Here is a 19,479-nt window from a genome sequence, read left to right as displayed (position 1 = left end):
CGGCATCGTGACGCTTCCGGAAGGCACGGAAATGGTTATGCCGGGCGACAACGTCACGGTTGACGTCGAGCTGATCGTTCCGATCGCGATGGAAGAAAAGCTGCGCTTCGCGATCCGCGAAGGCGGCCGCACCGTCGGTGCAGGCATCGTCGCCTCCATCGTCGAGTAATTCGAAGACGGCCACTCCATCCGAGTGGCCGATTCGATGACAATATTATGATGCAAGCGGCTCTAGCCGCTTGCTTATGACATAGAAATGTTGCAAATGGCGCGCGAGCGCGATTTGCGCGCTGCTTCGGATGACGAAGCGGCCAATGAAATTAACAATAAGGTGGGCCGAAAGGCCTAAAGAGTGGATGGGGATGCCGTAGCCGGCGTCCCTCTCGATCTTTGAAACCGGTGGTCCGCCTTAGGAAACAGAACAAACCGTGCCTTTTCGAAGGGCACGCGAGATAACAAACACAAGGATAACGTCGAATGAACGGCCAAAATATCCGCATTCGCCTGAAGGCGTTCGATCACCGGATTCTCGATGCTTCCACGCGCGAGATCGTGTCGACGGCGAAGCGCACCGGTGCAAGCGTCCGGGGCCCCGTTCCGCTTCCGACTCGTATCGAGAAGTTTACGGTAAACCGGTCCCCGCACATCGACAAGAAGAGCCGCGAGCAGTTCGAGATGCGCACGCATAAGCGCCTCCTCGACATCGTTGACCCGACCCCGCAGACGGTAGACGCGCTGATGAAGCTTGATCTCGCCGCCGGTGTCGATGTTGAGATCAAGCTCTAAGGCCTCCGGTCCTCGAGCTGAGTGAGAAGGATTGAACCGATGCGTTCAGGTGTGATTGCACAAAAGGTGGGAATGACCCGCGTCTACAACGACGCCGGCGAGCATGTCCCGGTTACCGTATTGCGTATGGAAGGCTGCCAGGTCGTAGCCCAGCGCACAGTTGAAAAGAATGGCTACACCGCAGTTCAGCTGGGTGCCGGCCAGGCTAAAGTTAAGAACACGACGAAGGCTCTTCGCGGCCATTTCGCCGTTGCAAGCGTAGAGCCGAAGGCCAAGCTCGCAGAATTCCGTGTCACGGAAGACAATCTGCTCGCAGTTGGCACCGAGCTCAACGCAGGTCACTTCACGGCGGGTCAGCTCGTCGACGTGACCGGCACGACGATCGGTAAGGGCTTTGCTGGCGCCATCAAGCGCCACGGCTTCGGCGGTCTGCGCGCCACGCACGGTGTGTCGGTTTCGCACCGCTCGCACGGTTCGACCGGCTCGCGCCAGGACCCGGGCAAGGTGTTCAAGAACAAGAAGATGGCTGGTCACATGGGCCAGACCCGCGTCACGACGCAGAACCTTGAAGTGGTATCGACCGATGAAGATCGCGGTCTGATCCTCGTCAAGGGTGCGGTTCCCGGCTCCAAGGGCGCCTGGATCATCGTGCGCGACGCCGTCAAGTCGGCAGCGAAGTAAGGGAGCCAAACCAATGGAATTCAACGTCAAGACCCTTGAGGGCAAAGACGCCGGGAAGGTTTCCCTTTCTGATGCGATTTTCGGCCTCGAGCCGCGTGAAGACATTCTCGCTCGCGTCGTTCGCTGGCAGCTTGCCAAGAAGCAGCAGGGCACGCATCAGGCCAAGGGCCGCGCAGACGTAGCGCGCACCGGTGCCAAGATGTACAAGCAGAAGGGTACGGGCCGCGCTCGTCACCATTCGGCTCGCGCTCCGCAGTTCCGCGGCGGTGGTAAGGCTCACGGCCCGGTCGCTCGCAGCCACGAGCATGATCTGCCGAAGAAGGTTCGCGCCCTCGGCCTGCGTCACGCTCTCTCTGCCAAGTTCAAGGCTGAAGACGTGATTGTCATCGACAATCTCGTCGCTACCGAAGCCAAGACCAAGGCACTCGCTGGCGCTTTCGAGACGCTCGGCCTGACGAACGCTCTGTTCATCGGCGGTGCTGAGCTCGACAGCAACTTCAAGCTCGCAGCCCAGAACATCCCGAACATCGATGTTCTGCCGGTTCAGGGCATCAACGTTTACGACATCCTGCGCCGCGGCAAGCTCGTGCTGTCCAAGGCTGCAGTTGAAGCTCTAGAGGAGCGTTTCAAGTGACGGATCTTCGCCATTATGATGTGATCGTTTCTCCGGCGATCACCGAAAAGTCCACGCTGCTGTCGGACAATAACCAGGTTGTTTTCAACGTTGCGAAGACCGCGACGAAGCCGGAAATCAAGGCTGCCGTCGAAGCGCTCTTCGGCGTCAAGGTGACGGCCGTTAACACTCTGCTGCGCCTCGGCAAGACCAAGCGGTTCAAGGGTCTCGTCGGCAAGCAGAAGGACGTGAAGAAGGCTGTTGTGACGCTCGCCGAAGGCCAGTCGATCGACGTCTCCACCGGTCTCTGAGGAATAAGAAAATGGCATTGAAAACATTCAATCCGACGACCCCGAGCCAGCGTCAGCTGGTCATTGTCGATCGCTCCTCGCTCTACAAGGGCAAGCCGGTCAAGTCGTTGACCGAAGGCCTCACCTCCAAGGGTGGCCGTAACAACACCGGCCGCATCACCGTCCGTTTCCAGGGCGGTGGTCACAAGCGCAGCTATCGTCTGGTCGACTTCAAGCGTCGCAAGTTCGACGTCGAAGCAACCGTCGAGCGTATCGAATACGATCCGAACCGTACCGCTTACATCGCTCTGGTGAAGTACACGGACGGCGAACTGGCCTACATCCTCGCTCCGCAGCGTCTCGCTTCGGGCGACAAGGTCATCGCTTCGGAAAAGGCAGTGGACGTGAAGCCTGGCAACACCATGCCGCTTCAGTTCATCCCGGTCGGCTCCATCATCCACAATGTGGAAATGAAGCCTGGCAAGGGCGGTCAGATCGCTCGCTCCGCCGGCTCCTACGCTCAGCTCGTCGGCCGTGACCAGGGCATGGCGATCCTTCGCCTGAACTCGGGTGAACAGCGCCTCGTGCACGGCACCTGCCTTGCCACGATCGGTGCGGTTTCGAACCCGGATCACGGCAACATCAACGACGGTAAGGCCGGTCGTTCGCGTTGGCGTGGCAAGAAGCCGCATAACCGCGGCGTTGTCATGAACCCGGTTGACCATCCGCACGGCGGTGGTGAAGGCCGCACCTCCGGTGGTCGCCATCCGGTGACCCCGTGGGGCAAGCCGACCAAGGGCAAGCGTACGCGGTCGAACAAGTCGACCGACAAGATGATTATGCGCTCGCGCCATCAGCGCAAGAAGTAAGAGAGGAAGTCTCAAGTGGCTCGTTCAGTATGGAAAGGTCCGTTTGTTGACGGCTATCTTCTCAAGAAGGCTGAGAAGGTGCGTGAAGGCGGACGTAACGAAGTAATCAAGATGTGGAGCCGTCGCTCCACCATCATGCCGCAGTTCGTTGGTCTCACCTTCGGCGTCTACAACGGCAGCAAGCACATTCCGGTCAGCGTCAATGAAGACATGGTCGGACACAAGTTCGGCGAGTTCGCCCCGACCCGTACCTATTATGGTCACGGTGCGGACAAGAAGGCGAAGAGGAAGTAACAATGGGCAAGGCAAAAACCGAACGCCGGCTGAAGGACAACGAGGCGCAGGCAGTTGCGCGCACGCTCCGCGTCAGCCCGCAGAAGCTCAACCTGGTCGCGGCTTCGATCCGCGGCAAGAAGGTTGACCGCGCGCTCGCAGAGCTGGAATTCTCGCGCAAGCGTATCGCTGGCGCTGTGAAGAAGACGCTCGAATCTGCGATCGCCAATGCAGAAAACAATCACGATCTCGACGTTGACTCGCTGGTCGTTGCAGAAGCTTACGTCGGCAAGTCGATCGTCATGAAGCGTTTCCACGCTCGTGGCCGCGGCCGCGCATCTCGCATCGAGCGTCCGTTTGCGCACCTGACGATCGTCGTTCGTGAAGTGGAAGCTCAAGGGGAGGCCGCATAATGGGTCAGAAAATCAATCCGATCGGCTTTCGTCTTGGCATCAACCGTACCTGGGATAGCCGCTGGTTCGCGGACAATGCCGAGTACGGCCAGCTCCTCCACGAAGACCTGAAGATGCGCAAGTTCGTCATGAACGAACTGAAGCAGGCTGGTATCTCCAAGGTGGTCATCGAGCGTCCGCACAAGAAGTGCCGCGTCACGATCCACTCGGCTCGTCCGGGCCTGATCATCGGCAAGAAGGGCGCTGACATCGACAAGCTCCGCAAGAAGCTGTCGGACATGACGAATTCCGAAACGCACCTCAACATCGTTGAAGTTCGCAAGCCGGAAATCGACGCGACGCTGGTTGCCCAGTCGATCGCTCAGCAGCTGGAACGCCGTGTTGCTTTCCGTCGCGCCATGAAGCGCGCCGTTCAGTCCGCGATGCGTCTTGGCGCCGAAGGCATCAAGATCACCTGCGCCGGCCGTCTCGGCGGTGCTGAAATCGCTCGTACGGAATGGTACCGCGAAGGTCGCGTGCCGCTGCATACGCTGCGCGCCGACATCGACTACGGTACGGCTGAAGCAGAAACCGCTTTCGGTATCTGCGGCATCAAGGTCTGGATCTTCAAGGGCGAAATCCTTGAGCATGATCCGATGGCCTCCGAACGCCGCGCGCTCGAAGGCGACGCCCAGGGTCCGGCTAGCCGCGATCGCGATAGAGACCGTCGCCGCGACAACGCTTGATAGCGTACGTGGCAGATAAGTTCGGAGAATAAGAAAATGTTGCAGCCAAAGCGTACGAAGTACCGCAAGCAATTCAAGGGCCGCATCAAGGGCGTTGCCAAGGGTGGTTCTGATCTGGCGTTCGGCGAATTCGGCCTGAAGTCGCAGGAGCCTAACCGCGTCAACGCTCGCGAGATCGAAGCGGCCCGCCGCGCGATCACGCGCTATATGAAGCGCGCCGGCCGTGTATGGATCCGCGTGTTCCCGGATGTTCCGGTAACCGCAAAGCCGACCGAAGTCCGTATGGGTAAAGGTAAGGGCTCTGTCGAATACTGGGCATGCAAGGTCAAGCCCGGCCGTATGATGTTCGAGATCGACGGTGTGAGCGAAGAAATCGCTCGTGAGGCCCTGCGCCTCGGCGCTGCCAAGCTCTCGGTCAAGACGCGCTTCGTTCAGCGCATTGCAGAGTAAGGAAGAAGCTCATGAAAGCCGCAGATGTTCGCGCCCTGAGCGCCGACCAACTCAAGGACGAGCTTGCCAAGCTGAAGAAGGAGCAGTTCAACCTGCGCTTTCAGAAGGCGACCGGCCAGCTCGAGAAGTCCTCGCGCATCAACGAAGTCCGCAAGGACATCGCTCGCGTAAAAACCATTGCCCGCCAGAAGGCGGCAGAAGCAAAGGCCTAAAGGAAGAATAACATGCCGAAGCGCATTCTGCAGGGCGTCGTGGTCAGCGACAAGAACGAGAAGACGGTAGTTGTCCGCGTTGAGCGTCGTTTCGCTCACCCGCTGCTCCAGAAGACCGTTCGTCGTTCCAAGAAGTACAAGGCTCACGACGAAAACAATCAGTACAAGACCGGCGACGTCGTTTCCATCGAGGAATGCGCGCCGATCTCCAAGGATAAGACCTGGACGGTCGTTTCCGCCCAGTCCAAGTAACAGAATTTCGCTCAGGCCCTTGCGCTTGGGCGAAATATCTGTATGAAGCACGAGCTTGGAAGTAGGACGCTCGCGAACGGGCGTTCTTTTGCTTTATTGATGGCCGGCAGAGGCGACCCGTTGCGGTTCCGAAGCCCAGGCATAATCAGACAAGACACTAGTCCATAAGCCGGGGTAGGGGGTCGATTGGCCCAACCATTCCGGTAACAACAAGAAGGCGACCTGACATGATTCAGATGCAAACAAACCTCGACGTGGCGGATAATTCCGGCGCACGTCGTGTCATGTGCATCAAGGTGCTGGGCGGCTCGAAGCGCAAGTATGCCTCGATCGGCGACGTTATCGTCGTTTCGATCAAGGAAGCTATTCCGCGCGGCCGTGTGAAGAAGGGTGACGTGATGAAGGCGGTTGTTGTTCGTACCGCCAAGGACATCCGTCGTCCGGATGGCAGCGTCATCCGCTTCGATACCAACGCAGCAGTCCTCATCGACAACAAGAAAGAGCCGATCGGCACCCGTATCTTCGGACCGGTTCCGCGCGAACTTCGCGCCAAGAACCACATGAAGATCATCTCGCTGGCTCCAGAAGTACTGTAAGGAGCGGAGCGATGCAGAAGATCCGTAAAGGCGACAAGGTTGTCGTATTGACCGGTAAGGACAAAGGCCGTACCGGCGAAGTCATTCAAGTGCTGCCGAAGGAAGACCGTGCGGTCGTTCGTGGCGTCAACGTCATCAAGCGCCATCAGCGCCAGACGCAGAACCAGGAAGCCGGCATCATCAGCAAGGAAGCCCCGCTTCACCTGTCCAACATTGCGATCGTCGACAAGGACGGCAAGCCGACCCGCGTCGGTTTCAAGGTTGTGGATGGCAAGAAGGTCCGTGTGGCCAAGACCTCGGGAGAAGTGATCGATGGCTGAGGCAAAGTACGAGCCGCGGCTCAAGAAGGAATATGTTGCTCGCATCCGTGCAGCCATGCAGGAGCAGTTCTCCTACGCTAACGAGATGCAGATCCCGAAGCTGGACAAGATCGTGATCAACATGGGTGTTGGCGAAGCGACGGCTGATTCGAAGAAGCCGACCGTTGCTGCTGCCGACCTGGCGGCCATCGCTGGCCAGAAGCCGGTCATCACCCGCGCACGCAACTCCATCGCTGGCTTCAAGGTCCGCGAAAATATGCCGATCGGCGCGAAGGTTACCCTGCGCGGCGCCCGCATGTATGAGTTCCTGGATCGTCTGGTCAACATCGCGCTTCCGCGCGTTCGCGACTTCCGCGGCCTGAACCCGAAGAGCTTTGACGGTCGTGGCAATTTTGCCATGGGCATCAAGGAGCACATTGTGTTCCCTGAGATCAACTACGACAAGGTTGATCAGATGTGGGGCATGGACATCATCGTTTGCACGACGGCGACGACCGACGACGAAGCACGGGCTCTTCTGAAAGAGTTCAACTTCCCGTTCCGTCAATAACCGTAACGACGAGCGTAGAAAAGGAACCCTGATATGGCGAAGACAAGCGCAGTTGAAAAGAACAAGCGCCGCCGCAATACGGTTGCCAACCAGGCCGCGAAGCGGGCTGCTCTCAAGGCAATCATCATGAACCAGTCTCTCTCGATCGAAGACCGGTTCAAGGCCACTCTGAAGCTGGCATCGCTCCCGCGCGATGGATCGAAGACCCGTATTCGCAACCGTTGCGAAGTGTCTGGCCGTCCGCGCGCCTACTACCGCAAACTGCGCATGTCGCGTATCGCGCTGCGTGAACTCGGCAATCTCGGCAAGGTGCCGGGCATCGTCAAGTCCAGCTGGTAAGGAGCAGATTAGATGTCTATGACTGATCCTTTGGGCGATATGCTCACCCGCATCCGCAATGGCGCTTCGCGCCGCAAGTCGTCGGTTTCGACGCCTGCGTCCAAGCTCCGTGCACGCGTTCTCGATGTGCTCCAAGCTGAAGGCTACATCCGTGGCTATTCCGTCGTCGATTTCGGCAACGGCAAGTCTGAGCTCAACATCGAACTCAAGTACTACGAAGGCGCATCGGTGATCCGCGAGATCGGCCGTGTGTCCAAGCCGGGCCGCCGGGTTTACGTCTCGGTCAAGTCCATTCCGCAGGTCGCGAACGGTCTCGGCATTACCATCCTTTCGACTCCGAAGGGTGTGATGGCCGATCACCAGGCTCGCGAACAGAATGTTGGTGGCGAGGTTCTCTGCTCGGTCTTCTAAGATCGAACAGAGATATCTCCTTCGAAACAGACAGGTTTGAAAAATGTCTCGTATCGGTAAGAAGCCCGTTCAGGTACCTGCAGGGATCACGGCCACGGTTGATGGCCAGAAAGTGACTGCCAAGGGCCCCAAGGGCGAGCTGTTTTTCGTCGCTAACGACGAAATCGGTCTCAAGCTGGAAAACAATGCAATCGTCGTGACGCCGCTCAACGACTCCAAGGATGCTCGCGCAAAGTGGGGCATGTCCCGCACCATGATCGAGAACATCTTCAAGGGTGTTAAGGACGGCTACGAGCGCAAGCTCGAAATCAACGGTGTCGGCTACCGTGCCTCCATGCAGGGCAAGAACCTGCAGCTGGCGCTCGGCTTCAGCCACGACGTGATTTATCAGCCGCCGCAGGGCATCACCATTGCTGTGCCGAAGCCGACGGAAATCGTCGTCACCGGCATCAACAAGCAGCAAGTTGGTCAGGTTGCCGCTGAAATCCGCGAATATCGCGGTCCTGAGCCCTACAAGGGCAAGGGCGTTAAGTATGCCGAAGAGCGGATCGTCCGCAAAGAAGGCAAGAAGAAGTAAGGAACACGCGAAATGGCTAGCAGGAAAGAAGCACTTGCGCGTCGCGCCAACCGCGTGCGCCGTCAAATCAAGGCGGTGGCCAATGGCCGTCCGCGCCTGTCGGTTCATCGCTCGTCGAAGAACATCTACGCTCAGATCATCGATGATGTGGCTGGCAAGACCCTCGCGGCTGCCTCTACCCTCGACAAGGATCTGCGCGGTTCTCTGAAGACCGGTGCCGATACCGCAGCCGCAGCCCTCGTTGGCAAGCTCGTTGCAGAGCGCGCCTCCAAGGCCGGCGTGAAGGAAGTCGTGTTCGATCGCGGCGCTTTCATCTACCACGGCCGCATCAAGGCCCTGGCTGAAGCAGCCCGCGAAGGCGGCCTGACCTTCTAATCAGATTTCCGGCCGGTGATCTCAAGGATGCCGGCCGGATATTCACCGGACCGCAAATCTCCGTTGGGAGGTTCATGCGGTCTTCGTTTTGTTTGCCCGTTGCACCCGGAAAAGAAAAAGGAAGAGGACAATGGCACAGGAAAAGAGGGCTCCGCGGGAAGACCGTCAGAGCCGTGAAGAGCGCGATAGCGAATTCGTCGACAAGCTGGTCGCGATCAACCGCGTCGCCAAGGTTGTTAAGGGTGGCCGTCGCTTCGGCTTCGCCGCTCTCGTCGTCGTTGGCGACCAGAAGGGCCGCGTAGGCTTCGGCCATGGCAAGGCACGCGAAGTGCCGGAAGCCATCCGCAAGGCAACCGAAAGCGCCAAGCGCGACATGATCTTCGTACCGCTGCGCGACGGCCGTACGCTGCATCACGACGTTCATGGCCGTCATGGCGCCGGCAAGGTTCTGCTGCGCTCGGCCAAGGTCGGTACCGGTATCATCGCCGGCGGCCCGATGCGCGCCGTTTTCGAAACGCTCGGCGTTCATGACGTCGTTGCCAAGTCGACCGGTTCGTCGAACCCGTACAACATGGTTCGCGCCACGTTCGACGCCCTGAAGCACCAGGTTCACCCGAAGGACATCGCAGCTCAGCGCGGCATCAAGTATGCCACCCTGCAGGCTCGCCGCGCCGCTTCGGGCAACGCCTCCGAAGAATAAGGGAGTTTGACCTATGGCCAAGACGACCAAGAAGGCTGAAGCTAAGGCGACCGTTACGGTCGAGCAGATTGGCAGCCCGATCCGCCGTCCGGATGTTCAGCAGAAGACGCTGATCGGTCTCGGACTGAACAAAATGCACCGTCGCCGCACGCTGGAAGATACTCCGGCTGTTCGTGGCATGATCCGTGCTGTCCAGCATCTCGTTCGCGTTGTCGACGAGAAGTGAGCCGGAGGTAATTCGCTATGAAACTGAATGAAATCAAGGATAACGAAGGCTCGACCCACAGCCGCAAGCGCCTCGGCCGCGGCATCGGCTCCGGCTCCGGCAAGACCGGTGGCCGTGGTGTGAAGGGTCAGAAGTCCCGTTCGGGCGTTGCGATCAACGGCTTCGAAGGCGGTCAGATGCCCATCTACCGTCGTCTGCCGAAGCGCGGCTTCAACAACATCTTCGCATCCGACTACGTTGTCGTATCGCTGGCACGCATCCAGGCTGCCGTCGATGCCGGCAAGCTCGATGCCAAGAGCACTGTTGATGCAGCAGCTCTCAAGGCTGCCGGCGTTATTCGCCGCGTCAAGGACGGCGTTCGGGTTCTCTCGGACGGCGAACTGAAGGCGAAGCTTGCTCTTGAAGTTGCAGGCGCTTCCAAGTCCGCAGTCGAGAAGATCGAAAAGGCTGGCGGTTCCGTCAAGCTGCTCGCTGCTGCCGCAGAATAATATTATCAACAATCGCCCGAAGTGACTTCACTTCGGGCGATTTTGCTCCCATATGTGAGCCTCACGAATCTGATCGATGCGGCAAGTGTCTTTCCGATCGATAACGGGAACCAAGGGTGAGGCGCCCGATTGCAGCGCAATCCGTCCGAAGCCCGGCTTTTGAACAATTTACAGACCGATTCCGGACTTGGCCGACTATGCCGGAATTGGTGATGCGGAGATTTGCATGGCTTCTGCAGCGGAACAATTGGCGTCCAACCTCAATTTTTCGACCTTTGCCAAAGCCGAGGATCTCAAGAAGCGCCTGTGGTTTACCCTCGGCGCTCTCCTCGTCTACCGGCTCGGCACCCACATTCCGCTTCCTGGCCTCAACCCTGCCGCCTATGCCCAGGCTTTCCAGAATCAGTCGGGCGGCATTCTCGGTCTCTTCAACATGTTCTCGGGCGGCGCCGTGCAGCGCATGGCGATCTTCGCGCTCGGCATCATGCCCTATATCTCCGCCTCGATCATCGTTCAGCTGATGACCTCGGTTGTTCCCTCGCTCGAAAACCTGAAGAAGGAAGGCGAGCAGGGCCGTAAGATCATCAACCAGTACACCCGCTACGGCACGGTGCTGCTCGGCGCATTGCAGGCCTATGGCATTGCGATCGGCCTGGAGCATGGCAACGGCGTCGTCGTTGATCCCGGCTGGTTCTTCCGCATTTCCACCGTCATCACGCTGCTTGGCGGCACCATGTTCCTGATGTGGCTTGGCGAACAGGTGACGTCGCGCGGTATTGGCAACGGCATTTCGCTGATCATCTTCGCGGGTATCGCCGCCGGTCTTCCGACCGCGCTCGCCGGTACCCTGGAGCTTGGCCGCACGGGCGCGCTTTCCACGCCTCTTATTCTCGCCGTGCTGGTCGTCGCTATTCTGGTCATCGCGCTCATCGTCTTCGTCGAGCGCGCGCAGCGTCGCCTGCTGATCCAATATCCGAAGCGCCAGGTTGGCACGCGCATGTTCCAGGGCGATACGTCGCACCTGCCGCTGAAGCTGAACACTTCGGGCGTCATCCCGGCGATCTTCGCGTCGTCGCTGCTTCTGCTGCCGGCAACCGTCGCCGGTCTCGGCAACAACACCGCGCTTCCGGCCTGGGTAACGTCCATCGTTGCAGCGCTCGGCCACGGACAGCCCGTCTATATGGTGCTCTACGCCGCTCTGATCGCCTTCTTCGCCTTCTTCTACACGGCGCTTGTCTTCAATCCGAAGGACACGGCCGACAATCTGAAGAAGCACGGCGGCTTCATTCCCGGTATCCGTCCGGGTGAGCGCACCGCCGAATATATCGATTACGTGCTGACCCGCATCACGGTCATCGGCGCGATCTATCTTGTCTTCGTCTGCATCCTGCCCGAAATTCTCGTATCCCAGACAGGTATTCCCTTGTCTCTGGGTGGCACTTCGCTTCTGATCGTGGTTAGCGTAACGCTGGATACGGTGGCGCAGATTCAGGGTCACCTGATCGCACAGCAATATGAAGGCCTGATCAAGAAATCGAAGTTGCGTGGAGGAAAGAGGGGGCGATGAGACTCATACTTTTAGGGCCGCCGGGAGCAGGTAAGGGGACCCAGGCCCAGCGCATCGTGGAAAAGCATGGCATTCCGCAGCTTTCCACTGGCGATATGCTGCGTGCGGCCGTTCAGGCCGGCACGGAAGTTGGCAAGCGCGCCAAGGCTGTCATGGACGCCGGCAAGCTTGTTTCGGATGAGATCGTCAACGCGATCGTTTCCGAACGCATCGATCAGCCGGATTGTGCCAAGGGTTTCATTCTCGATGGTTTCCCGCGCACTCTTGTACAGGCTGATGCCACGGAGAAGATGCTTAGCGCGAAGGGCCTCGAGCTCTCCGTCGTGATTGAGCTCAAAGTGGACGACGCCGAACTGATTCGCCGCGTCTCTGGCCGCTATTCCTGCTCGAATTGCGGCAGCGTCTATCACGACACTGACAAGGTTCCGGCAAATGCCGGTGTCTGCGACAAATGCGGCTCGACGCATTTCAAGCGCCGCCCGGATGACAATGCCGAAACCATGGCGACCCGTCTTCAGGTCTACTACAAGGAGACCTCGCCGCTGATCGGTTACTACTATGCCAAGGGCAAGTTGCAGAGCATCGACGGCATGGCCGATATCGAGCATGTGACTGAGAGCATAGAGGCTATCCTGGCTAAGCTTTAGATAGCCTAAAATAAACTTGCCGGAGCGGTTGCTTTTTTGCGCTGATTCCGCTAAACACCGCGCCAACTCGCGACATGCCATGCGATCGGCGCGGATTTCCAACGGGAAGTCCGGGTACGGTCGTTTTGACATGTGGCGGACACACATTGAACAAGCAGCTCCCGGGCTGCATAACAAGACCCTTTGCCAAGGCAAAAGGAATGCAAGGAGAACAGGCGTGGCTCGTATCGCTGGCGTCAACATCCCGACTGCAAAGCGCGTAGTTATTGCGCTTCGTTACATTCACGGGATCGGACCGAAGTTTGCACAGGAAATCTGCGAGAAGGTCGGTATTCCGGCCGAGCGTCGCGTCAACCAGTTGACCGATGCTGAGGTTCTGCAGATCCGCGAAACCATCGACCGTGACTATCAGGTCGAAGGTGATCTGCGTCGCGAAACCGCGATGAACATCAAGCGTCTCATGGACCTGGGTTCTTACCGTGGCCTGCGTCATCGCCGCGGCCTGCCGGTTCGTGGCCAGCGCACGCACACCAATGCCCGCACCCGCAAGGGTCCGGCAAAGGCGATCGCTGGTAAGAAGAAGTAATTTCCGGGCAACCGGATTTGGGAGGCTGGCGGTCCGCCGGCCTCTTTTGAGTTTGAAGCGGTGCTCCATGGGTGCCGCTTCGGTGTAGCCGCTGGGATTACGGCGGTGCAGAGATCCAAGAAAGGACTAACATGGCCAAGGAAGCCGTCCGCGTTCGTCGTCGCGAGCGCAAGAATATCACGTCGGGCGTCGCACACGTCAACTCGACCTTCAACAACACGATGATCACCATCACCGACGCACAGGGCAACGCGATTGCCTGGTCGTCCGCTGGTGCCAAGGGCTTCAAGGGTTCGCGCAAGTCGACCCCGTTCGCCGCCCAGATCGCTGCCGAAGATTGCGCCAAGAAGGCTCAGGAACACGGCATGAAGTCGCTCGAAGTTGAAGTTTGCGGTCCGGGCTCCGGTCGTGAATCCGCTCTGCGCGCGCTCCAGGCTGCTGGTTTCATGATCACGTCCATCCGCGACGTGACCCCGATCCCGCACAATGGTTGCCGCCCGCGCAAGAAGCGTCGCGTCTGATCATCGCCACTCACGACACCGGTCGGGGTAGATGCGCCCGGCTTGGTGTTACTCAAGCTCGGTTGCCACGATTGGATGGTGGCAACGAACGGAAGGCAAAAACATGATTCAGAAAAACTGGCAGGAACTGATCAAGCCCAACAAGGTCGAGTTCACCTCGAGCGGCCGCACCAAGGCAACGCTCGTGGCGGAACCGCTGGAGCGTGGCTTTGGTCTCACCCTCGGCAACGCGCTGCGTCGCGTTCTGCTGTCCTCTCTGCGTGGCGCCGCGGTGACGGCCGTGCAGATCGACGGCGTATTGCATGAGTTCTCCTCTATCCCGGGCGTCCGGGAAGACGTGACGGACATCGTGCTGAACATCAAGGAAATCGCCATCAAGATGGACGGCGATGACAGCAAGCGCATGGTCGTCCGCAAGCAGGGCCCAGGCGTTGTAACAGCTGGCGACATCCAGACGGTCGGCGATATCGAAATCCTCAACCCCGAGCATGTCATCTGCACGCTCGACGAGGGCGCCGAAATCCGCATGGAATTCACCGTCAACAACGGCAAGGGCTATGTGCCCGCCGAGCGCAATCGTGCGGAAGACGCTCCGATCGGCCTCATCCCGGTCGACAGCCTCTATTCGCCGGTCAAGAAGGTGTCCTACAAGGTTGAAAATACCCGCGAAGGACAGGTTCTCGACTACGACAAGCTGAGCATGTCGATCGAAACCGACGGTTCGATCAGCGGTGAAGATGCCGTCGCTTTTGCGGCTCGCATCCTCCAGGATCAGCTTGGCGTGTTCGTCAACTTTGACGAGCCGCAGAAGGAAGCCGAAGAAGAAGCAGTCACCGAACTCGCTTTCAACCCGGCGCTCCTCAAGAAGGTGGACGAGCTGGAACTGTCCGTTCGCTCGGCAAATTGCCTGAAGAACGACAACATCGTCTACATCGGCGACCTCATTCAGAAGACCGAAGCAGAAATGCTCCGCACGCCGAATTTTGGTCGCAAGTCGCTGAACGAAATCAAGGAAGTTCTCGCTTCCATGGGCCTGCACCTCGGCATGGAAGTGCCGGCATGGCCGCCTGAGAACATCGAAGATCTCGCCAAGCGATACGAAGACCAATACTAACCAATCAAACTGCGGGCGAACGATGCCTGCAAGTGAAGGAGAATAGCCATGCGCCACGGTAAAGCCGGCCGCAAGCTGAATAGAACCGCTAGCCATCGTAAGGCGATGTTCGCCAACATGGCGGCTTCGCTCATCACCCATGAGCAGATTGTCACCACGCTCCCGAAGGCGAAGGAAATTCGCCCGATCGTCGAGAAGCTGGTAACCCTCGGCAAGCGCGGCGACCTGCACGCTCGTCGTCAGGCCATCTCGCAGATCCGCGACGTCGCCGTCGTTTCGAAGCTGTTCGACGCGATCGCAACCCGCTACGCCACCCGCAATGGCGGCTACCTGCGTATCATGAAGGCCGGCTTCCGCCAGGGCGACAATGCCGCTCTCGCAGTCGTCGAGTTCGTCGATCGCGACGTCAATGCCAAGGGCGCAGCCGACAAGGCTCGCGTTGCCGCTGAAGAAGAAGCCGCAGCCGCTTAAGGCTAAGCTTCGGATCAGAAATTGAAGGCCGGATGAGCGATCATCCGGCCTTTTGTCGTTTCCGCGACTGGAGCGGTCTTTCAATCTCCCTGATTGCTTTGGAGTATCGCAATCAGCCTTGCTGAGTCGCATTCGGCTCAGGTGGCGTTAGAGCAGGGAGCATCGTGGGACATGCAGCGAAAATTGACGCGTGAGAGACTGCTTCTGTTCCTCGCGCTCCTGGTGACCATCGCCGCCGGTCTTGCATTGCGGCGCTATGGTTATGCGCTCGATCTGCCTTTCGCGATCGTCAAATATGGCGGCTCGTTATTGTGGGGAGCGATGGTCTATTGGCTCCTGGCGACAATATTCGTGTCTTCGGGACGTGTCAGGATTGCCGTGGCGGCGTTGCTCGTCGCGATCGCCGTAGAGTTTTTCAGGCTTTGGCACACGCCTGATCTTGACGCCTTTCGATTGACTGCCGCCGGAGCCCTGTTGCTGGGCAGGGTATTCTCGCTCTGGAATATCGTCGCCTATGCCGCCGGCATCGCGCTGGCGTTGGCGCTTCATCGCATCCTATTCGGGCCGAAGCGCTCAGCATGATGTTCTTGCCCACTTTTATCTCGGCGACGTCGATCATTACTAAGTGATTTATTAGACTATCGGTCGCTTGCGATCCGGGCCGGTTACCACGGCTCTCTCGATATCTGCATAGCTGCATTTCGCATTCCATATAGCGCTTTCGATAATAATAATTTGAATCCTAATTAGTTTAGTGCTAATAGGTTCTCATGAACTCGTCCAATGCCCTGCAACGCGTATTCACCGCAAACCTGCTGACGACCGGCCGCCAATGGCGACGGGCGGTCGATCTCGCGCTGAGCTCCCATGGCATATCTGAGGCGGTGGCCGCGCCGCTGCTTTGGATCGGTCGCCTGGGAGGCGGCGTGCGGCAGGTGGTGCTCGCCACTTATGTCGGCATCGAAGGCCCGTCTCTGGTTCGGCTGATCGATCAGCTCGAAAGCATGGATCTTGTCATCCGCAAGGATGATCCGACGGATCGACGCGCGAAAGGCCTGTGGCTGACGCCGGAAGGCGAAAAGCTGGCCTCCCGTATGGAAGACGTACTTGATGAGCTGCGTGGCAAGATCCTCGCCAATGTCGACCCCGCGGATATCGAAGCTGCGGTTCGCGTCCTGAAGGCTTTCGAGGAGTTTGAGGCATCCAAAGCCGTCGAACCGGAGCCGGAGAAGGTCTCATGAGCATTCCATCCTGGCGCGAGTGGTTATTTTCCGTCAAAGCCTTCATCGCTGCGATTATGGCGCTGTTCATCGCCCTGTCGCTCGATCTGCCGCGTCCCTATTGGGCGATGGCCGCCGTCTATGTGGTCGCCAATCCTCTTGCCGGCGCGACCAGCTCCAAGGGGCTTTACCGCGCGCTCGGCACGCTTATCGGTGCCACCGCATCGGTGATCTTCATCCCGCTCTTCGTCAACGCGCCGGAACTGCTTTCGATCGTTGTCGCGCTATGGACCGGCACCTTGCTGTTCATCTCGATGCTCGACCGCACGTCGCGCAGCTATGTCTTCATGCTGGCCGGCTATACGTTGCCGCTGATCGCGCTGCCGACCGTCGGCTCGCCCGAAACCATTTTCGATGTCGCGCTTGCCCGCTCTGAGGAAATTCTCATCGGCATCGTCTGTGCGAGCGTGGTTAGCGCCGTCGTCTTTCCGAGCAGCGTCGGCACCGTCCTCGGCCAGCGTATAGGTTCCTGGCTGGACGACGCCGGCACCTGGGCCGACGAGATCCTGCGCGGCGAGGGCGCTTCGCCGGCAACGCCCTTGAAGCGGCAGAAGCTTGCCGCCGACGTTTCCGGCCTGGATCTCGTCATCAGCCAGTTGCGCTATGATGCCGGCAGCCGCGACATCGTCAGGCATTCGCGCGAGCTGCGCGGCCGCCTGCTGATGCTGCTGCCGCTCTTCTCCTCCCTTGCCGATCGCCTGCACGCCTTGAAGGCTGGTGGCAAGCCGCTACCGCAGGAATTGGTCGTTGTATTGAATGAGGTGGCCGATTGGCTGGGGCAGGGTGGTCGCGGCAAGGCCGACGAGACCGCTGAGACCTTGTCGCGGAAGATCGAGGAGTTGCAGGAGAACGACCTCGATATCGGCTGGGACGATCTCGTCCGGTCGAGCGCTCTCGCTCGCCTCAAGGAAATCGTCGACTTGTGGCAGGATTGCCTGACGCTGCGCGCCCAGATCGTCTCGGGACAGCAGGTCGGCACCTGGCGCCCCGCCTTCCGCTATCGCAATGTCGTCGGTCGCAGCAGGCATTATGATTACGCCCTGCTTGCCTTCTCGGCCGGTAGCGTCATCGCCGGAATTGCCGTCGCCTGCTTCTTCTGGATCTATTCCGGCTGGGCGGATGGCGCCGGCTTCATCGCCATGGTGGCCGTTGCCTGCTCGTTTTTCGCCGCGCTCGATCGTCCCGCGCCCTTCATCACCACCATGTTCATCTGGACTGCGGTGAGCCTGGTCATCGCCTGCGTCTATATTTTTGGCGTGTTGCCGTCGATTTCCGGCTTTGAAATGCTGGTGCTGGTCTTTGCGCCGCCCTTCCTGGTGATGGGTATCCTGATTACCCGCCCGCAGACCAACATGCTCGGCATGCTGCTGGCGGTGAACGGTGCAAGTTTCATCGCGCTGCAGGATCGTTACACCGCCGATTTCGCCAGCTTCACCAACAGTGCGATCGCCGCTCTGGCCGGTGTTGGCTTCGCCTTGGTCTGGACTTTGCTTACCCGCCCATTCGGATCCGAGCTTGCCGCCTGGCGGCTGGTGCGGGCCGGCTGGAGAGATCTGGCCGAAACTGCCGCCGGCATCCGCCGTGCCGATCATGAACGCCTCTCAGGCCGCATCCTCGACCGCCTGGGCCAGCTCGTCCCCCGTCTTGCAGGCATCGAGGACCGCGAACTGAAAAAGGTCGACGGTTACGCCGATGTCCGTCTCGGCTTCAACGTGCTGATGCTTCAGAAAGAGCGTGGCCAGCTGAAGCCGGCTGCCGCTGCATCGGTCAGCGAAGTCCTGATCGGCGTATCGGATTTCTATCGTTCGCGGCTGAAGGCAAAACGGGCTGTGGATCCGGCCGAGGAACTGCGTGTGTCGATCGACCATAGCCTCGAAGCCGTCGCACAGGAAAAGCGGCAATCCGGTCGGGCGAGCCTTGATGCGCTCGTCGGCCTTCGCCGGGCGCTCTTCCCCCATGCCGAGCCGCCGGCGAGCTGGCGGCCACCGCTATCCGATACAACTCAACCTCTTCCCATTGCCGCCGAGTAATATCATGCCCGCAGAATTCGATCTTTATGGCGTTTATATCCCGCGCCTTCTCGTTCTCATGCTCCTGACGCTGTTTGTCGTCATTGTCGTTCGACGCCTGCTGGCATGGATCGGAGTCTACACTCTGGTCTGGCATCGCGGTCTTTTCGATCTCGCGCTTTACGTCCTGCTGCTCGGCGCCGTCTCCTCAGTCTCCCGTTGGTATTTCACATGAACGCGTTCAAACTCATCGGCCGTGTGGCCGTCACTCTCATCTTCGTTATTGCCGCCGTCTATGTCGGCCGCCAGCTCTGGGGCCATTACATGGATGAACCATGGACGCGCGATGCGCGTCTCAGGGCCGATGTCGTCGGCATCGCCCCCGATGTCTCCGGTCTCGTGAGCGAGGTCCTCGTCAAGGACAACCAGACCGTCAAGAAGGGCGATATCCTCTTCCGCGTCGATCGCGATCGTTTCGCCATCGCGCTTGAACAGGCGGATGCAGCCCTTGCAAGCAGCAAGGCGGCTCTTGAGCAAGCTCAGCGCGAAAGCGCGCGGCAGGCTCGCCTTGGTGATGCCGCTTCCCTGCAGCAGAAGGAGCAGGCGCTGACCACCGTGCAGCAGGATGAGGCTGCCGTTCGTCAGGCGACTGCCAATCGCGAACTCGCCCAGCTCAATCTCGACCGCTCCGAGGTTCGCGCCACCGTCAACGGCACGATCTCGAACCTCAGCCTGCGTCCGGGCGACTATGTTTCCGCCGGGACCGCAAAGGTCGCGCTCATCGACAGCGATTCCCTGCGCGTCGAAGGCTATTTCGAAGAAACCAAGCTGCCGCGCATCCAGATCGGCGACGAAGTTCATATCCACTTGATGGGGCAGGCCGAGAAGCTGACCGGTCATGTCGAGAGCATCGCTTACGGCATCGAGGACCGCGAGCGCACCTCCGGCAGCCTGCTTGCCAATATCACGCCAACCTTCAGCTGGGTACGCCTGGCGCAGCGTGTGCCGGTGCGCATCGCGCTCGACAAGGTACCCGATGGCACGAAGCTCATCGCCGGCCTCACGGCGACCGTCGAAGTGCAGGAACAGGGCCAAGCAAAGATCGCCAGCGCTGCGGAATGACTTCGCTTGAAGGGAG

At 59.4% G+C, this 19,479-nt stretch carries 33 protein-coding genes; all 33 read left to right on the top strand.

Annotated elements, in window-relative coordinates:
• The coding region (locus AC13QY_RS23805) for an EF-Tu C-terminal domain-related protein (protein WP_488493962.1) at positions 1 to 169 on the top strand (169 nt) is incomplete at its 5' end.
• Between the two features lie 308 nt (positions 170 to 477).
• Positions 478 to 786 (top strand): 30S ribosomal protein S10, encoded by a 309-nt coding sequence (gene rpsJ / locus AC13QY_RS23800; protein ID WP_003547547.1) that lies wholly within the window; start codon positions 478 to 480, stop codon positions 784 to 786.
• Between the two features lie 39 nt (positions 787 to 825).
• Positions 826 to 1,467, top strand: coding sequence for a 50S ribosomal protein L3 (gene rplC, locus AC13QY_RS23795; protein ID WP_075852342.1), 642 nt, complete (start codon positions 826 to 828; stop codon positions 1,465 to 1,467).
• A 13-nt stretch (positions 1,468 to 1,480) separates the two neighbouring features.
• Positions 1,481 to 2,101 carry a 50S ribosomal protein L4 gene (gene rplD, locus AC13QY_RS23790; RefSeq protein WP_015339599.1) on the top strand — a complete coding sequence of 207 codons (621 nt, stop codon included), beginning with the start codon at positions 1,481 to 1,483 and terminating at the stop codon, positions 2,099 to 2,101.
• The gene (locus AC13QY_RS23785) at positions 2,098 to 2,391 is read left to right on the top strand and encodes a 50S ribosomal protein L23 (RefSeq protein WP_015339600.1); all 294 of its coding nucleotides are present in this window, start codon (positions 2,098 to 2,100) and stop codon (positions 2,389 to 2,391) included. Before rplD ends, AC13QY_RS23785 begins: the two co-directional genes overlap by 4 nt.
• An 11-nt stretch (positions 2,392 to 2,402) precedes the next feature.
• Entirely contained in the window at positions 2,403 to 3,239 is an 837-nt protein-coding gene (gene rplB, locus AC13QY_RS23780; protein ID WP_069611898.1) for a 50S ribosomal protein L2, read from the top strand.
• 15 nt (positions 3,240 to 3,254) lie between these two features.
• Positions 3,255 to 3,533, top strand: coding sequence for a 30S ribosomal protein S19 (gene rpsS / locus AC13QY_RS23775; protein WP_037199970.1), 279 nt, complete (start codon positions 3,255 to 3,257; stop codon positions 3,531 to 3,533).
• A 2-nt stretch (positions 3,534 to 3,535) separates the two neighbouring features.
• Positions 3,536 to 3,925, top strand: coding sequence for a 50S ribosomal protein L22 (rplV, locus tag AC13QY_RS23770; RefSeq protein WP_004118391.1), 390 nt, complete (start codon positions 3,536 to 3,538; stop codon positions 3,923 to 3,925).
• Positions 3,925 to 4,650, top strand: a complete 726-nt coding sequence (gene rpsC, locus AC13QY_RS23765) for a 30S ribosomal protein S3 (RefSeq protein WP_004118393.1) — start codon at positions 3,925 to 3,927, stop codon at positions 4,648 to 4,650. Before rplV ends, rpsC begins: the two co-directional genes overlap by 1 nt.
• A gap of 36 nt (positions 4,651 to 4,686) precedes the next feature.
• Positions 4,687 to 5,100: a 50S ribosomal protein L16 gene (gene rplP, locus AC13QY_RS23760; RefSeq protein ID WP_004118395.1), complete on the top strand. Its 414-nt coding sequence runs from the start codon at positions 4,687 to 4,689 to the stop codon at positions 5,098 to 5,100.
• An 11-nt stretch (positions 5,101 to 5,111) separates the two neighbouring features.
• A complete protein-coding gene (gene rpmC / locus AC13QY_RS23755) occupies positions 5,112 to 5,312 on the top strand; it encodes a 50S ribosomal protein L29 (protein WP_007690763.1) in 201 nt (66 codons plus the stop codon).
• Positions 5,313 to 5,324: 12 nt separating this feature from the next.
• On the top strand, positions 5,325 to 5,564 hold the full coding sequence (gene rpsQ, locus AC13QY_RS23750) for a 30S ribosomal protein S17 (RefSeq protein WP_069611899.1): 240 nt from the start codon (positions 5,325 to 5,327) through the stop codon (positions 5,562 to 5,564).
• Between the two features lie 227 nt (positions 5,565 to 5,791).
• Positions 5,792 to 6,160, top strand: a complete 369-nt coding sequence (gene rplN / locus AC13QY_RS23745; protein WP_003573790.1) for a 50S ribosomal protein L14 — start codon at positions 5,792 to 5,794, stop codon at positions 6,158 to 6,160.
• Between the two features lie 11 nt (positions 6,161 to 6,171).
• On the top strand, positions 6,172 to 6,480 hold the full coding sequence (gene rplX / locus AC13QY_RS23740) for a 50S ribosomal protein L24 (protein WP_069611900.1): 309 nt from the start codon (positions 6,172 to 6,174) through the stop codon (positions 6,478 to 6,480).
• Positions 6,473 to 7,030 carry a 50S ribosomal protein L5 gene (rplE, locus tag AC13QY_RS23735; protein ID WP_069611901.1) on the top strand — a complete coding sequence of 186 codons (558 nt, stop codon included), beginning with the start codon at positions 6,473 to 6,475 and terminating at the stop codon, positions 7,028 to 7,030. Before rplX ends, rplE begins: the two co-directional genes overlap by 8 nt.
• 33 nt (positions 7,031 to 7,063) lie before the next feature.
• Positions 7,064 to 7,369 carry a 30S ribosomal protein S14 gene (gene rpsN / locus AC13QY_RS23730; RefSeq protein ID WP_004118406.1) on the top strand — a complete coding sequence of 102 codons (306 nt, stop codon included), beginning with the start codon at positions 7,064 to 7,066 and terminating at the stop codon, positions 7,367 to 7,369.
• 12 nt (positions 7,370 to 7,381) lie between these two features.
• Entirely contained in the window at positions 7,382 to 7,780 is a 399-nt protein-coding gene (gene rpsH / locus AC13QY_RS23725; RefSeq protein WP_015339607.1) for a 30S ribosomal protein S8, read from the top strand.
• Positions 7,781 to 7,823: 43 nt separating this feature from the next.
• A complete protein-coding gene (gene rplF / locus AC13QY_RS23720) occupies positions 7,824 to 8,357 on the top strand; it encodes a 50S ribosomal protein L6 (RefSeq protein WP_069611902.1) in 534 nt (177 codons plus the stop codon).
• A 12-nt stretch (positions 8,358 to 8,369) separates the two neighbouring features.
• A complete protein-coding gene (rplR, locus tag AC13QY_RS23715; RefSeq protein ID WP_113333543.1) occupies positions 8,370 to 8,732 on the top strand; it encodes a 50S ribosomal protein L18 in 363 nt (120 codons plus the stop codon).
• A 130-nt stretch (positions 8,733 to 8,862) separates the two neighbouring features.
• A complete protein-coding gene (rpsE, locus tag AC13QY_RS23710; protein WP_004118414.1) occupies positions 8,863 to 9,432 on the top strand; it encodes a 30S ribosomal protein S5 in 570 nt (189 codons plus the stop codon).
• Between the two features lie 13 nt (positions 9,433 to 9,445).
• Complete coding sequence (rpmD, locus tag AC13QY_RS23705) at positions 9,446 to 9,658, top strand: 50S ribosomal protein L30 (protein ID WP_007690786.1); 213 nt, start codon at positions 9,446 to 9,448, stop codon at positions 9,656 to 9,658.
• A gap of 17 nt (positions 9,659 to 9,675) precedes the next feature.
• A complete protein-coding gene (rplO, locus tag AC13QY_RS23700; RefSeq protein WP_069611904.1) occupies positions 9,676 to 10,146 on the top strand; it encodes a 50S ribosomal protein L15 in 471 nt (156 codons plus the stop codon).
• Between the two features lie 226 nt (positions 10,147 to 10,372).
• Positions 10,373 to 11,713 (top strand): preprotein translocase subunit SecY, encoded by a 1,341-nt coding sequence (gene secY / locus AC13QY_RS23695; protein ID WP_069611905.1) that lies wholly within the window; start codon positions 10,373 to 10,375, stop codon positions 11,711 to 11,713.
• Positions 11,710 to 12,360 (top strand): adenylate kinase, encoded by a 651-nt coding sequence (locus AC13QY_RS23690; RefSeq protein ID WP_113333541.1) that lies wholly within the window; start codon positions 11,710 to 11,712, stop codon positions 12,358 to 12,360. The genes secY and AC13QY_RS23690 overlap by 4 nt, the downstream gene beginning before the upstream one ends.
• A 217-nt stretch (positions 12,361 to 12,577) precedes the next feature.
• On the top strand, positions 12,578 to 12,946 hold the full coding sequence (rpsM, locus tag AC13QY_RS23685) for a 30S ribosomal protein S13 (RefSeq protein WP_004118424.1): 369 nt from the start codon (positions 12,578 to 12,580) through the stop codon (positions 12,944 to 12,946).
• Between the two features lie 131 nt (positions 12,947 to 13,077).
• Complete coding sequence (rpsK, locus tag AC13QY_RS23680; protein ID WP_004118426.1) at positions 13,078 to 13,467, top strand: 30S ribosomal protein S11; 390 nt, start codon at positions 13,078 to 13,080, stop codon at positions 13,465 to 13,467.
• A 103-nt stretch (positions 13,468 to 13,570) separates the two neighbouring features.
• Positions 13,571 to 14,581, top strand: a complete 1,011-nt coding sequence (locus tag AC13QY_RS23675; protein WP_047634789.1) for a DNA-directed RNA polymerase subunit alpha — start codon at positions 13,571 to 13,573, stop codon at positions 14,579 to 14,581.
• Between the two features lie 48 nt (positions 14,582 to 14,629).
• Positions 14,630 to 15,052, top strand: a complete 423-nt coding sequence (gene rplQ, locus AC13QY_RS23670; protein WP_069611907.1) for a 50S ribosomal protein L17 — start codon at positions 14,630 to 14,632, stop codon at positions 15,050 to 15,052.
• A 171-nt stretch (positions 15,053 to 15,223) separates the two neighbouring features.
• Entirely contained in the window at positions 15,224 to 15,634 is a 411-nt protein-coding gene (locus tag AC13QY_RS23665) for a ribosomal maturation YjgA family protein (protein ID WP_173004649.1), read from the top strand.
• Positions 15,635 to 15,822: 188 nt separating this feature from the next.
• Positions 15,823 to 16,293: a MarR family winged helix-turn-helix transcriptional regulator gene (locus AC13QY_RS23660; protein WP_113352670.1), complete on the top strand. Its 471-nt coding sequence runs from the start codon at positions 15,823 to 15,825 to the stop codon at positions 16,291 to 16,293.
• Positions 16,290 to 18,362 carry an FUSC family protein gene (locus tag AC13QY_RS23655; RefSeq protein WP_113352669.1) on the top strand — a complete coding sequence of 691 codons (2,073 nt, stop codon included), beginning with the start codon at positions 16,290 to 16,292 and terminating at the stop codon, positions 18,360 to 18,362. Before AC13QY_RS23660 ends, AC13QY_RS23655 begins: the two co-directional genes overlap by 4 nt.
• Before the next feature lie 4 nt (positions 18,363 to 18,366).
• Entirely contained in the window at positions 18,367 to 18,576 is a 210-nt protein-coding gene (locus AC13QY_RS23650; RefSeq protein WP_092715835.1) for a DUF1656 domain-containing protein, read from the top strand.
• Entirely contained in the window at positions 18,573 to 19,463 is an 891-nt protein-coding gene (locus AC13QY_RS23645) for an efflux RND transporter periplasmic adaptor subunit (protein ID WP_113333537.1), read from the top strand. Before AC13QY_RS23650 ends, AC13QY_RS23645 begins: the two co-directional genes overlap by 4 nt.
• The last annotated feature ends 16 nt before the right edge of the window (positions 19,464 to 19,479 follow it).

Source organism: Martinezella sp. CNPSo 3795 (genome assembly GCF_057784475.1).
This window is presented reverse-complemented; position numbering and strand designations above follow the sequence as displayed.